The following is a 13,952-nucleotide window of genomic DNA, read 5'->3' on the forward strand; positions in this document are numbered from 1 at the left end:
CCAGAATTCGGCGGCATGAGACTGGGAGCATCTTCACGTGGCATCACTTATCGAAAAACTTCTCCGCACCGGTGACAAAAAAACACTCCGGCAACTGCGGAACTATGCCGACTCCATTAATGCCCTGGAAGATTCCTTCAAGACCTTCACCGATGCCGAACTCCGGGAAGAAACCGCCCGGCTCCGCGAACGCCACCAGGACGGCGAGAAGCTGGACGACCTCCTCCCCGAGGCTTTTGCCGCAGTCCGCGAAGCTTCGTCACGGACCTTGGGGATGCGCCACTTCGATGTCCAGTTGATGGGTGGTGCCGCCCTGCACCTGGGCAACATCGCGGAAATGAAGACCGGTGAAGGCAAAACCCTGGTGGCGACCGCTCCCGCCTACCTGAACGCGCTGACCGGCAAGGGTGTCCACGTGGTCACCGTGAATGACTACCTCGCCGAATACCAGTCCGACCTCATGGGCCGCGTCTACCGCTTCCTGGGCCTGACCAGCGGGTGCATCCTGGCCAACCAGGACCCTGCCGTCCGGCGCCAGCAGTACGCCGCGGACATCACGTACGGAACCAACAACGAGTTCGGATTCGACTATCTCCGCGACAACATGGCGTGGGACAGGAACGAGCTCGTCCAGCGCGGGCACAACTTCGCCATCGTTGACGAGGTGGACTCGATCCTCATCGATGAGGCGCGTACCCCGCTGATTATCTCCGGCCCCGCGCAGGGGGACACCAACCGCTGGTACAGCGAATTCGCCAAAGTGGTCCTCCGGCTGCAGCCGGAGAAGGATTACGAGGTGGACGAGAAAAAGCGCACCGTCGGCGTCCTGGAGAGCGGCATCGAAAAGGTGGAGGACTACCTCGGTATCCAGAACCTGTACGAGTCTGCGAACACACCCCTCATCGGGTTCCTTAACAACGCCATCAAGGCCAAGGAACTGTTCAAGCGGGACAAGGACTACGTCATCCTGGACGGCGAAGTGCTGATCGTAGACGAGCACACCGGCCGCATCCTGGCCGGCCGGCGCTACAACGAGGGCATGCACCAGGCGATCGAGGCCAAGGAAGGCGTCGAGATCAAGGCTGAGAACCAGACCCTGGCCACCGTGACGCTGCAGAACTACTTCCGCATGTACGGCAAGCTCTCGGGCATGACCGGCACCGCCGAAACCGAGGCAGCCGAGTTCATGAGCACCTACAAGCTGGGCGTAGTGGCCATTCCCACCAACCGGGACATGCAGCGCATCGACCAGCCGGACCTCGTCTACAAGAATGAAACGGTCAAGTTCGACGCCGTTGTGCGGGACATTGCCGAACGCCACGAAAAGGGCCAGCCCGTCCTGGTGGGCACCACCAGCGTTGAAAAGAGCGAATACCTCTCCCGGCTCCTTGCGAAGGAGGGCATCCGCCACGAGGTCCTGAACGCGAAGAACCATGCACGCGAAGCCGCCATCGTGGCCCAGGCGGGCCGAAAGGGTGCCGTCACGGTGGCAACCAACATGGCCGGCCGCGGTACCGACATCATGCTCGGCGGCAACGCTGAGTTCACCGCTGTGGCCGAGCTCGCGAAGCGCGGACTGGACCCTGAAGAGAACTCCGAGGAGTACGAGTCCCAGTGGCCGGCCGCCCTTGAGGCTGCGAAGCAGTCCGTCAAGGACGAACATGAGGAAGTCCTGGACCTCGGCGGACTCTACGTCCTCGGCACCGAGCGCCACGAATCACGCCGCATCGATAACCAGCTCCGCGGACGTTCCGGCCGCCAGGGCGATCCCGGCGAGTCCCGGTTCTACCTGTCGTTGACCGATGACCTTATGCGGCTCTTCAACTCAGGGGCTGCCGAACGGCTCATGAACAGCTCCGTGCCCGACGACGTCGCGCTGGAATCGAAGCTGGTGTCCCGGGCAATTGCCTCCGCCCAGGGGCAGGTTGAGGGCCGCAACGCCGAACAGCGCAAGAACGTCCTGAAGTACGACGACGTCCTCAACCGTCAGCGTGAAGCTATCTACAGCGACAGGCGCCGGATTCTCGAAGGCGACGACCTGCATGAGAAAGTGCAGTTCTTCGTCGAGGACACCATTACCGCTTTCATCGACGCCGCAACGGCCGAAGGTAACGGTGACGACTGGGACTACAACCAGCTCTGGACCAACCTCAAGACGCTCTACCCTGTCAGCGTTACTCCGGAAGAGATCATCGAGGAAGCCGGCGGGAAGTCCAGGCTCACCGTTGAGTTCCTGAAGGAGGAGTTGTTGTCCGACGCGCGGCTGGTGTACCAGGCGCGTGAGGAAGCAATCGGCTCCGAAAGCATGCGGGAACTTGAACGCAGGGTGGTCCTCTCCGTCATTGGACGGAAGTGGCAGGAACACCTGTACGAGATGGACTACCTCAAAGAGGGCATTGGCCTGCGCGCCATGGCACAGCGTGATCCCCTCGTGGAGTACCAGCGTGAGGGCTTCATCCTGTTCCAGAGCATGATGGAAGCCATCCGGGAAGAGAGCGTCGGTTTCCTGTTCAATCTTGAAGTGGAAGTCACGCCTGCCCAGGACGTGGTGGTGGCAGATGCCCAGGGCGGACACACCGAGCATGTTGAACCGCAGGTACGGGCCGCCGGTCTGGAAGCACCGGAAAAGCCTGCCCAGCTGCAGTACACGGCTCCGAGCGAAACCGGTGAAACGCAGACCAGGGTAGAGACCCGTTCCTCCGGCCGTTCCGGAAATCCGGCCAAGGCGGCCGCGCAGGATGCGGCCAGGCGCTCCGCAAAGAAGAAGCGCCGCTGACCGCTGGCGGACCTGCCGGCGGCAGTGCCAGGCAATGCAGTGAGTGTAGGGCCGGGAACAAGGGTTCCCGGCCCTGCTGCCTTTTCGCTGCGTCTTCAACCAATGATAAGTTCAGTCACCCGCCACACCTGTTTGCTTTGCTCAAGCCGGACGGCAACAGCACGGGCACGGACGTCGTCCACCACCACTGCGCTGGCCTCGTAAATGCCGTCGGCGACCTCGCAGACCCGGACCGACCTGACAGTTGAGTTGCGATGGAGCTTTGCCAGGGCCGGATTGCCCGTCCGCGTGAGCTCGCGCCGGATAAGGGCGGCGCGGTGCTGTAGTGCCGCCAGGCAGCGGGGGTCAAGGCGCCGGGCGAGCTGATGGATCGGCCGGATCCCCGCGAGTACCTCCATGGCTGCCTGCACCGTGGCGCGGGTGATTGCGCGGACCTCTGCCATGTCGTCGGCGGGATGCAAAGGCGCGGGAGTTCCGTGGCGGCTCGGAGCCAACGATGGTGTAGGTGCCCGGCGCGGCGGCGCATGGCCTGCCTCCGTTCCCGGGGCTGCACCTTGGCCCGCCCTGCTTGTTGTCCGGTCCGTGCGTATCGATGTTACTGCACTCATTGGTTCCCCTTGGTTGGATGGCCGGTCAGTTGGACGGCGGATGGGATCGGGCTAAGGACTGTTGACGGATCGACGGGAGCGGACCTGGCTATTTGCGGGCGTGTGAAGGTGGCTGAAGAATCTGTCCCGGGAGCAGCACGTCAGGGTTCTGTCCGATGAGTGCCAGGTTGGCCTGGTACCAGCGGGGCCACTGAAGCGCGACGTCCAGGTCCGAAGCGCCGTGTCCCAGATGACGGGCAGCGATGTCCCACAGGGTGTCTCCCGCCTGGACGGTGACGCCTTCAAGCCCCGCAGCCGCCGCTTCCTGAGGGACCCGGGTGGCAGGAGCCGCAAGCATGCCAGGGTTCACCACCGGCGGGACAGGTTGCCAGCCAGGGTGGACGGGTGTTGATGTCGCCCTCGCTTCGACGACAACGGGTTCCGTCCCTGTATGGACGGGCGCCACGTTGCCGGCAGGTGCTTCTTTCCCGGGTCGGGTCCCTGCACCGGACAGCGCCTCCGTGCCGGCCGGCGGGGACTGAACTGAAACCGGGGCTGTCGCCGTGGCGTGGCTGGCGGGCGCCGAGGTTGAATGGCCTTGCGTGGGTGCCCACGCCGGGCCGGGTGCCGGCACCGAGGCGTGGGCAACGGGTCCGGACAGGAGTTGAACGGACAACGCGGCAAGCATCAGCCGCTGCATGAATGCGGGGGAAAACTTCCGGCTGGCGGCTGCAGCCCTGGTCCTGCCGGTCCTGGCAAGGAAGGCTGTTGCTGCCGCGCACGCCAGCGACAGGAACCACCAGGCCACAATGCCCGCTCCTGCCATGCCTGCCGCGGCGGCCAGAAGCTCCTCGACGCCGGGCTGTTGCTGCCGCGCGGACGAATCCTTCCACTGTGCCATCAGCCCCGAACCGACGAGGCATAGCAAAAGACCCAACAGGAGAGCAGCTGCCGCTGCCACAGCGTCGGCGGACAACCGCAGTGCAGCGTACCTCACCGCAAAGTCCCTGTTTGATGCAGTTTGATGCTGTTTGATTCGCATAAGCACAGTTTGATCCTAGCTGTGCAGGTTTGTCCATACGCTGGAAAGAATTACTTGCTGCATTGACCGGCCGCCCGGCGCGGTCCTACGCTGGCGCAATGCGCTGGGATGCACTCTTCAATGACATGGAAAGCCAGTTCGCCGAAGCGGAGCGGCTTTCCATGGACGCCGAGATCAACGAACGGGCCCGGGCGGAGATGGTGGACGTCGGGCTCGCGGACCGGCTCCGCGGCGCCTTGGGATGCCGCCTCGCCGTGCATCTCGCATGTGGCGAGGTTGCCCGCGGCACACTGAGCCACGCCGGCGCTGATGCCCTGGTGCTCGATGAGGAGCGGCACCAGGTCCTGGTCCCGTATGCCGCCGCTGTACGTTATGTGGGCTTGGGCAGGTTATCAGTCACTGAACCCTCGGCGGTGCGCAGGGCGCTGGGACTTGCGCACGCGTTGCGCGCCCTGGCGCGGGACCGTGCGGAGTTGGCGGTGACATTGGGGCATGGCGCCGGGGCGGTGAGGCTGGCCGGTGTCATCGACCGGGTGGGGAAGGACTACCTGGACCTGGCGACGTTCACTCCGGGGGAGGTGCGCCGCAGCAGCCAGGTCGGACAGGTGTCAGTCATCCCGTTTGCGGGGTTGGCGGCCATCAGGTCACGGCGGACTGCCGATTTTTAGCCGGCGGTACTGTTGCCGCCGAAGTCCCGGACGGAGCTCAGACTGACTTGGACTTTGATTCCTGGATCATCCGGCTGGCCTCGGCGTAGCGCTCCTCGATGTACTGCTCCAGCATCTTTTCTTCAACCCGCCATTGCCCCCGGCCGCCCACCTGGATGGCCTTCAGTTCTCCGCTGCGGACCAGCGCGTACGCGGCCGGCGAGTTGATCTGAAGCTGCTCGGCGACATCTGCAAGCGTTAGGAACCTTGGCATGCCTCCATTTTGCCATCGAAAGGGGCATCATGCTGCTGTTATCCACAGATTGGCCCTGTTTGGCATCGTGACTTTCGTTCCAGCGCCCCGGCGGTAACAATGAGGGTGTTTGGACACGGCAAGCAGGGCTGGCGCATAGGGGGAGAATTATCTTGGTTCCTGATTCATCTGCCACGGCGGCAAGGTTGAAGCGGCCATCATGGAAGGACCCCCGCTTGCTGGTGGGTGTCCTTCTGGTCCTGGTGTCCGTGGCGGGTGTTGTGTTCCTTGTTGGCAATGCGGACCGGACCACCGAGGTATATGCGGCCCGTGACGGCATTGCGGTAGGGGAAAGGCTGACCCGGGACAACGTCGTGCGCGCAAAGGTGCGCCTGGGCGAGACGGAAGCGCAGTACATTACGGCCGAATCAGGTCTCCCCGAAGGCGTGGTGGCGGTCCAGCGCATCGGCAAGGACCAACTGGTGCCCCGCGCAAGCCTTGGCACAGTCGACGAACTCGACCGGAAACCGGTAGCCCTCACCATCGAGGAAACCCTCCCGGCGCAGGCCGTCGCCGGTGCGAGGGTTGACGTTTGGGTTGCACAGCCGGACGCCCGCAACGGATTCAGCGAACCGAAGCTCCTTCTCCCCGGTGCTGAGATCGCGGAAGTAACCGCAGGCTCCACCGCCTTGGGATCGTCAAAAACCACCGTCCTGATGGTGCTGGTAGAGGACGGCCAGATGCCGGCTCTTCTGGGAGCCCAGGCCAACGAAGCGAAAATCTCCGTGGTCTGGAACCCGGGCGGCGGTGCCAGGTGAGCATCCCGGTAGTTACCGTCGGCCAGAGCCGGGATGATCTGGTGGGCGGCCTCGAGCGCCTGCACGGACCGGTCACGGTGGTCAGGAGGTGCGCGGAACTTCCTGAACTTCTGGCGGCGTGCCAAAGTGGCCTGGCCAGGGCTGCGATTGTGGCGGACGGGTCCGAGGGGCTGACTTCGTCCCTCGTGGACAGGCTCGCGGCCGTTGGCGTGGCAATCATCGCCCTGACTGACAGCGCCGACGAAGCCGCCCGGCTGCGGTCAATAGGGGTTGCGTCAGCGTTGACCGGCGTGGAGTCGGCTGCGCTCTCCGACAGGATTGCGGAGGCGGTAGCCCAACTCGCAGGGCCGGGACCCGGTGGTCTCGCCCGGAGAAGCGGACCGGCTGACCCCGGCGCTGCCCTGAAGCTCGACCAGGCAGAGCCGTGCCCGGGCCCGGACGAACCGGGCCCGGGCAGGATCATCGCGGTCTGGGGACCGGCCGGAGCTCCCGGGCGGACCACCGTGGCTGCAAACATAGCGGGGGAGTTGGCGGCGGAAGGTAAGGCCGTTCTCCTTGTTGACGCCGACAGTTACGGCGCCAGCATAGCGGCCGTCCTGGGCCTCCTCGATGAGTCGGCTGGCCTTGCACAGGCGTGCAGGCTCGCGGACCAGGGACTGCTGGACGTGGAGGCGCTCGAGAAGATTGCCGCACCAGTGGCAACCAAAGCAGGCACTTTCAGGGTGCTTACCGGTATTACCCGGGCGGACCGCTGGACGGAGCTCAGGGCGTCCGCCCTTGCGCTGGTCCTCGAACGCGCCCGGCAGATTGCCGAAATCGTGGTGGTGGACGCCGGGTTCTGCCTTGAAGCGGATGAAGAACTCAGTTTCGACACGCTCGCACCGCGGCGGAACGCAGCTACGCTGCGGTCGCTTGAGCTGGCTGACACACTCTACGCAGTGGGCACCGCGGACCCGGTTGGAGTGCCGAGGCTGGTCCGTGGCCTCGCCGAGCTCGAGGTATCCGTTCCCCAGGCATCACCCATTGTTGTGATGAACCGGGTACGCGCCTCGTCGGTAGGCAGGGGGCCGGAGCGGCAGCTGAAGGATGCCTGGGAACGGTACGGTCCCGCATCTGAGCTGAAGGCTTTCCTCCCCTACGATGTGTCAGCGGCGGATGCCGCACTGTTGGGCGGATCCCTGCTGCTGGAGGTTGCACCAGATTCGCCCCTCCGCCAGGCCATCCGCAATTTGGTTTGTGCATCCGACCAGCAAAATCGTAGATCTCCTGTCTTTTCTTCCACAGCACGACGCCGGGCGAAGGACTAGGCTCGCCATAAGAGCTGCAATGGTGCAGCAAATATCTTGTGATGGAGGCGTTTGTCGATGTCGTCTGGATCCAGCGTGGAGGATCAGCCCCTTTCTCTTGAAGGCGATGAGGGCTTCATTGGGGATTACTACCAGCATCTCGCCGAAGAGGACGCGCGAACGTACCCCCGGGACGTGCTGGTTGCGCGCGCCGATCATCACCGGGAGATCGCTTCCGTCCGGCGGCCTGGCCAGGCGAAGGTCGCCATCCTGGACGAGGAAGACAGCAGCGTGGTCTTCGTTGTAACAGATGACATGCCCTTCCTGGTGGACTCGGTCAACGCCGAACTCGTTCGGCAGCATGCCGCCATCAAACTGGTTATGCACCCCCTCTTCGTGGCTACCCGGAACAGGGACAGCGGCGAGCTCACCAAGGTCAGCAGGGTCCCGGCGCACATCGGGATTTCAAGCGGCGACACGGCCGCCATGCCCAACCTGTCCCACCTCATTGCCCAGGGCGAGAACGCCTCGCACATGGAGTCCTGGATCGCCGTCGAGATCAACCGCGTCTCGGAAGAAGCGAAAGCCGCCCTTCTGGACGGCCTTAAACGGGTCCTGAAGGATGTCCGCGCCGCAGTGGAAGACTGGCCAAAGATGCGCCAGAAGGCAATCCAAATCGCGGAAAGCCTTGACCAGACAGCCAACCCCTCCCAAATCGCCGAACTGCGGCAGGCGCAGGACCTCCTTCGCTGGCTCGACGACGGGAACTTCACGTTTTTGGGCTACCGGGAATACGACCTGGTCAACGTTGACGGGGAAGATGTCCTGGAGCTCCGTGAAGACAGCGGCCTCGGGCTTTTGCGGCCTTCCACCGACTCGCCCCACATCCAGCACCTGACGGACACCGGCCGGAAGAAGGCGCGGGAAAAACGCGCACTGGTCATCACGAAGGCAAACTCCCGCTCCACCGTCCACCGCTCGGCCTACCTGGACTACATCGGTGTGAAGAGCTTTGACGCCGCGGGGAATGTCAACGGCGAGCGCCGCTTTATTGGCCTCCTGGCAACCAGCGCCTACACCGGCTCGGTCCGGAATATTCCGATTGTGCGCGAGAAGGTTGACGCGGTGCTTCGAAGCGCCGGCTTTCCCCCGGACTCCCACTCCGGCAAGGACCTGCTGGGCATCCTGGAAACATATCCCAGGGACGAACTTTTCCAGATTGAGGTCCCGGACCTGGCTGCCACCGCCCTCGGCATCCAGAAACTGCAGGAGCGCCGGCGCACCCGGCTGTTCCTCCGGCCGGACATCTACGGCCGGTTCATGTCCGCCGTCGTCTATCTTCCAAGGGACAGGTACACCACGAACGTCCGGCTCCGCATCGAGCAGGAACTCCGCGAAACGTTCCAGGCCGTCTCCATCGATTATGAAGCCCGCATGACGGAGTCGGCTCTGGCCCGCCTGTTCTTCCGCATCCGGCTGCCCAAGAACGCGGACGTCAGCAACGTCAATACGGAAGAGCTGGAAAAGCGCCTTGTGCGGGCTGCCCGCTCCTGGAGCGAGGGGATCGCGGAGGTCCTGCGCGAGGGGCGGGACGTCGCGGAGGCGAAGGAGCTTGCCGCCATCTGGTCGGAAGCGTTTCCCGCCAGCTACCGGGTGGATTATGAAGTCGAGGACGCCCTCGAGGACATCGCCCGGTTCGAAAAGTATGGTGCCGCCGCGGAAAGGGCTGAAGGTACTGTCCAGGAGCGGCCCGGCGTCCACGTCTATCTCCCGGAAGGCGCGGGGGCAACGCTGGAGGAGGACGCCCGGGTCAAGCTCTACATGCTGGAGCCCAAGAGCCTTAGCCAAATCCTGCCGTACTTCCACAACCTCGGACTGGAGGTCCTGGACGAGCGGCCCTTCGAAATCGAAACTTCGGACCGCCGCGACTTCTTCCTGTATGACCTTGGGCTGAAGTACCCGGCAAAGGTGGACCCGGTCTCCACCGGTCAGCTCCTGGCAGAGTCTTTCGGCGCTGCAGTGACGGGTGCAGCGGAGTCGGACAGCTTCGACCGGCTGGTGCTGCGCGAGGGGCTGCAGTGGCGGAAGATCACCGTGCTGCGGGCCTACGCGCGGTACATGCGCCAAATGGGCAACACCAACTCCTTCGGCTTCATGGCCGACACCCTGCTGGCCAACCCCCGCGTGACCAAGGGGTTGATGGCGCTCTTCGCCGCGCGTTTCGATCCTTCCCTCAGCGACGAAGAGCGCGCCGAGGCCCAGGCGTCCGCGCGCAGGGACCTGGACGCGTCCATTGAAAAGGTGGAAACGCTCGACGCCGACAGGGTCCTTCGCACCTTCGTCAACCTGATCGAGGCGACCCTTCGGACCAACTACTACCAGAAGAAGCCTCACCTGAGTTTCAAACTCGATCCGGCACGGCTCGAAGGCCTGCCGTTCCCGCGCCCCATGTTCGAGATCTGGGTCTATGCGCCGCGGGTGGAGGGGGTCCACCTCCGCTTCGGCAAGGTGGCACGCGGCGGGCTTCGCTGGTCCGACCGCCGCGAGGATTTCCGCACCGAGATCCTTGGGCTGGTTAAAGCGCAGACGGTGAAGAATGCCGTCATCGTGCCTACGGGTGCGAAGGGCGGCTTCTTTGCCAAGCAGCTTCCGGATCCCACCCTTGACCGCGCTGCCTGGATGGCGGAAGGGATCGAAAGCTACAAGACCTTCATCAGGGGCCTGCTGGACATCACCGACAACCTCCTCACCGAGGGTGACAGCGAAAGGCTTGTGCCGCCGTCGGACGTTGTAAGGCACGACGACGACGATTCCTACCTCGTGGTGGCTGCCGACAAGGGCACCGCGACGTTCTCCGACATCGCCAACGGGCTCGCTGCCGAGTACGGTTTCTGGCTCGGGGACGCGTTCGCGTCCGGCGGGTCCGTGGGGTACGACCACAAGGCGATGGGCATTACCGCGCGGGGCGCGTGGGAGTCGGTGAAACGCCACTTCAGCGAACTCGACCTGGATACCCAGGCCCAGCCGTTCACCGTGGTGGGCGTGGGGGACATGTCCGGGGACGTCTTCGGAAACGGCATGCTGTTGTCCCGCCACATCCGCCTCCTTGCTGCCTTCGACCACCGCCACATCTTCCTCGACCCCAACCCGGACGAGGAAGCCTCGTTCGTCGAGCGGCAGCGTTTGTTCGAGCTGCCGAGGTCCTCGTGGGATGACTACAACAAGTCGCTCATCAGTGAAGGCGGCGGAGTCTTCGCCCGGCAGGCCAAGTCGATTCCGGTTTCGCCCCAAGTGCGCTCTGCGCTGGGACTGCCGGCCGAAACCACCGAACTCAGCCCGCCGGAGCTCCTCCGCGCAGTCCTCCTGGCCCCCGCCGACCTGCTCTACAACGGCGGCATCGGGACCTACGTCAAAGCGAGCACCGAGACCAATGCCTCGGTGGGGGACAAGGCCAACGACGCGATCCGGGTGGACGGCCGGGACCTGCGCGTCAAGGTGGTGGGCGAAGGCGGAAACCTCGGCATGACGCAGCGCGGCCGCATTGAAGCAGCGCTGCAGGGTGTCATCCTCAACACGGACGCCATCGACAACTCCGCCGGGGTGGACTGCTCCGACCACGAAGTCAACATCAAGATCTTCGTGGACCGGATGGTGGCCGCCGGAAAACTGTCGGCGGAAGAACGCGCCGGCTTCCTGGCATCGATGACCGACGAAGTGGGCCGGCTGGTTCTTGAAGACAACATCGACCAGAACATCCTGCTGCTGAACGACCGGACCAGGGTGGCCGAGTGGAGCCCAAGCTACGAACGGCTGATGGACTGGCTCGAAAAGAGGGCCGACCTGAAACGGGACCTTGAGGCACTTCCCTCTACCGAAGCACTCCGGGAGCGGCTGCAGCAGGGGCAGGGGCTGACATCGCCGGAACTGTCGGTGCTCGCCGCGTATGCCAAGATCGAGCTGGCGACCGCACTGCGGGAAAGCGACCTGGCGGACGACCCCTGGTTCCGGCAGACGCTGCGCGCCTACTTCCCGGCGCAGCTGCGGGAGCGTTTTGACGCTGAACTGGACACCCACCCGCTGCGGCGCGAGATCATTGCCACGGTGGTTGCCAACGACATGATTAACCTCGGCGGCATCACGTTCGCTTTCCGGGTGATGGAGGAAACATCGGCGAGCGAAGCAGCGGTGGCGAAGGCGTTTGTGGCCCTGCGGGAGATCTACGAGCTGGACCTCATGGTGGGGGAGCTGAACAGCCTGCCGGCGTCCTTCCCCACCGAGCACTGGAGTGCCGTCCACCTGGACATCCGGCGGCTGCTTGACCGTGCAGTCCGCTGGCTCCTGGGCCAGGGCACGGTATCCCGGCCGATAGCCGACGTCGTGTCGGAGTTCAAGCCCGTGATGGAGCCGATGCGGGCCCACCTGCTGGACTACCTGCGGGGTGACGACCGGGAACGGGTGGCAGGCTGGCTGGAGACGGCGCGGGAATGGGAACTGCCGGAGGGCCTCGCCCTGCGATGGGCGGAGCTTTTCGAGAGCTTCGTACTGCTGGACATTGCCAAGATTGCGCATGTGCGCAAGGACCCCGTGAACGAAATCGCGGCCGTCTACTACACCGTCTTCAACCGGTTCCACGCGGACTCGCTGCTGGAACGGATCAGCAGCCTGCCCCGGCAGGACAGGTGGCAGGCGCTGGCCCGGGCGGCCCTGCGGGATGACCTGTACTCCACCATCTCGGACATGACGACCGCGGTGCTGGACGCCACCGCTGCCAGCGACTCGCCGGAGGCCCGCCTGAAGGACTGGGAGGCTCAGAATGCCGAGCAGCTAAGCAGGGCCAAGTCCATGTTCGACGAGGTCAATTCACTCGAGGCCGACGATATGGCGTCACTGTCGGTAGCATTGAGGCTCTTGAGGTCAATCGTTCGACGCTAGCGAATCGGCGTCGCAAATGGAGGTGCAGTGGCAATCTTTACGGACCCCATCAGGGAACATGCTGATTTTGGGCCGGGCGATGCCGAGTGGCTGCACCTCCTGGTGGGGGACTGGCAGATGGTCGCGGACCTGGCGTTCGCCGACCTTGCACTGTGGTTCCCACACCCGGACCACGGATACGTGGCGCTGGCGCACGTCCGGCCCTCCACCACGCACACGGTGTTCCACGGCGACTTCGTGGGCGAGGGCATCCGGTCCGACCTGCAGCCGCTCGTGGACAAGGCCTGGAGCAGCCGTTCCATCGAACGCTCCAGCGAAACCAACTGGAGCAGCGACATGGCCCTGCGGGTGGAGGCGGTCCCCATGGTCCGCAACGGGCGCACCCTTGCCGTGGTCACCACGCACATGGACCTCTCCAGCTCGCGGATGCCGTCGCGGCTTGAGCTGACGTACCGCCAGTGCGCGTATGACCTGCTGCGGATGGGCACGCTGGGGCTCTGGCCGGACTTCGCGTCGCCTACGGGCTCCCGGCGCGGTGCGCCGCGTGTGGGGGACGGGCTGATCAGGCTGGATGCAGAAGGCATTGTGCAGTACGCCAGTCCCAATGGTGTCTCTGCCTTCAGGCGGCTGGGTGACGGGGAGTCACTTGAGGGCCGGTCCCTGGCGGAGGTGACCGCCAGCCTGCTGAAGGACCGCCGCATGGTGGATGAGACGCTGCCCCTCGTGGTGACCGGCCGGATGCCGTGGCGCAGTGAGATCGAGTCCCGGGGCGTGAGCCTGTCCCTGCGCGCGATTCCGCTCCGCGACGAGCAGCAGCGCTTCGGCGCGCTGGTCCTGTGCCGCGATGTGTCCGAGCTTCGCCGGCGTGAAATGGAGCTTGTTACCAAGGACGCGACCATCCGGGAGATCCACCACCGGGTCAAGAACAATCTCCAGACCGTCGCGGCGCTGCTGCGCATGCAGTCCCGGCGGATGGTCAGCGACGAAGCGAAACAGGGGCTTGAGCAGGCGATGCGCCGGGTGGCCACCATCGCGCTGGTCCACGAGACCCTGTCCCAGGGCCTTACCCAAAGCGTGGATTTTGATGAGCTCATCGGACGGCAGTTCCGACTTTCCGCGGAAGTCGCCTCACCTTCACAGCAGGTCAGGACGGAACGCTCCGGCACCTTTGGCGAGCTGCCCAGCGACCTCGCCACCCCGCTGGCCCTGGTCATCAACGAACTGGTAACCAATGCCGTGGAGCACGGACTGGAGGGGCGGGCTGGGACGGTCTCGCTGATCGCTGACCGGTCGGACGGAGATGACGGAGAGGAGCTCACCGTCACCATTGCCGACGACGGCGCGGGCCTTCCGGACACACCTCACGTTGAGGGGCTTGGGCTTCAGATCGTGCGGACCCTGGTGACGAGCGAACTGGGCGGGACCATCCAGTGGCGGCCACGGGAGGGTGGCGGCACCGCCGTCGAGATCCGGCTCAGCCTTGCCGGGAAGTAGGTTCGGAGCACGGCAGCCTTCGCGGGAGCCGGCCTTGCCCAGGAGGAACAACTGAAACAGCCCCGGCTGCAGCCTTGGAAGGTTGCAGCCGGGGCTGTTTGAACATGGGGACTTTCG

At 64.6% G+C, this 13,952-nt stretch carries 9 protein-coding genes; 6 read left to right on the top strand and 3 right to left on the bottom strand.

Annotation, left to right across the window (positions count from 1 at the left end; translation table 11 throughout):
* Positions 1–37 precede the first annotated feature (37 nt).
* Positions 38–2,776 (top strand): preprotein translocase subunit SecA, encoded by a 2,739-nt coding sequence (secA, locus tag Q9R30_RS12890; protein ID WP_104998448.1) that lies wholly within the window; start codon positions 38–40, stop codon positions 2,774–2,776.
* 95 nt (positions 2,777–2,871) lie between these two features.
* Here secA and Q9R30_RS12895 read toward each other — a convergent pair whose 3' ends face one another.
* Together Q9R30_RS12895 and Q9R30_RS12900 are read right to left on the bottom strand one after the other, a co-directional pair.
* Positions 2,872–3,384 (bottom strand): Rv3235 family protein, encoded by a 513-nt coding sequence (locus Q9R30_RS12895; protein ID WP_311217789.1) that lies wholly within the window; start codon positions 3,382–3,384, stop codon positions 2,872–2,874.
* Between the two features lie 88 nt (positions 3,385–3,472).
* Positions 3,473–4,405 (bottom strand): LysM peptidoglycan-binding domain-containing protein, encoded by a 933-nt coding sequence (locus Q9R30_RS12900; RefSeq protein ID WP_311217790.1) that lies wholly within the window; start codon positions 4,403–4,405, stop codon positions 3,473–3,475.
* Positions 4,406–4,503: 98 nt separating this feature from the next.
* Here Q9R30_RS12900 and Q9R30_RS12905 point away from each other — a divergent pair, with 98 nt between their 5' ends.
* On the top strand, positions 4,504–5,073 hold the full coding sequence (locus tag Q9R30_RS12905; protein WP_311217791.1) for a hypothetical protein: 570 nt from the start codon (positions 4,504–4,506) through the stop codon (positions 5,071–5,073).
* A gap of 37 nt (positions 5,074–5,110) precedes the next feature.
* Here the strand turns inward: Q9R30_RS12905 and Q9R30_RS12910 are convergent, their stop codons facing one another.
* Positions 5,111–5,326: a helix-turn-helix domain-containing protein gene (locus tag Q9R30_RS12910; RefSeq protein ID WP_045729765.1), complete on the bottom strand. Its 216-nt coding sequence runs from the start codon at positions 5,324–5,326 to the stop codon at positions 5,111–5,113.
* Between the two features lie 152 nt (positions 5,327–5,478).
* Between Q9R30_RS12910 and Q9R30_RS12915 the strand changes: the two genes are divergently transcribed.
* The 4 genes from Q9R30_RS12915 to Q9R30_RS12930 are packed head-to-tail and all read left to right on the top strand — an operon-like array spanning position 5,479 to position 13,835.
* Positions 5,479–6,123 (top strand): hypothetical protein, encoded by a 645-nt coding sequence (locus tag Q9R30_RS12915; RefSeq protein ID WP_311217792.1) that lies wholly within the window; start codon positions 5,479–5,481, stop codon positions 6,121–6,123.
* Positions 6,120–7,430: a P-loop NTPase gene (locus tag Q9R30_RS12920; RefSeq protein WP_311217793.1), complete on the top strand. Its 1,311-nt coding sequence runs from the start codon at positions 6,120–6,122 to the stop codon at positions 7,428–7,430. The genes Q9R30_RS12915 and Q9R30_RS12920 overlap by 4 nt, the downstream gene beginning before the upstream one ends.
* A 57-nt stretch (positions 7,431–7,487) precedes the next feature.
* On the top strand, positions 7,488–12,341 hold the full coding sequence (locus tag Q9R30_RS12925) for an NAD-glutamate dehydrogenase (protein WP_311217794.1): 4,854 nt from the start codon (positions 7,488–7,490) through the stop codon (positions 12,339–12,341).
* Between the two features lie 27 nt (positions 12,342–12,368).
* Complete coding sequence (locus tag Q9R30_RS12930) at positions 12,369–13,835, top strand: PAS domain-containing sensor histidine kinase (protein ID WP_311217795.1); 1,467 nt, start codon at positions 12,369–12,371, stop codon at positions 13,833–13,835.
* Positions 13,836–13,952 lie beyond the last annotated feature (117 nt).

It is taken from the genome of Arthrobacter sp. AB6 (genome assembly GCF_031844545.1).
GTDB lineage: Bacteria > Actinomycetota > Actinomycetes > Actinomycetales > Micrococcaceae > Arthrobacter.

Coding starts and splice junctions, on each gene's coding strand:
- Q9R30_RS12900 (WP_311217790.1), bottom strand. CDS start 4,405: ATGCGAATCAAACAGCATCAAACTGCATCAAACAGGGACTTTGCGGTG.
- Q9R30_RS12895 (WP_311217789.1), bottom strand. CDS start 3,384: ATGAGTGCAGTAACATCGATACGCACGGACCGGACAACAAGCAGGGCG.
- Q9R30_RS12905 (WP_311217791.1), top strand. CDS start 4,504: ATGCGCTGGGATGCACTCTTCAATGACATGGAAAGCCAGTTCGCCGAA.
- Q9R30_RS12925 (WP_311217794.1), top strand. CDS start 7,488: ATGTCGTCTGGATCCAGCGTGGAGGATCAGCCCCTTTCTCTTGAAGGC.
- Q9R30_RS12910 (WP_045729765.1), bottom strand. CDS start 5,326: ATGCCAAGGTTCCTAACGCTTGCAGATGTCGCCGAGCAGCTTCAGATC.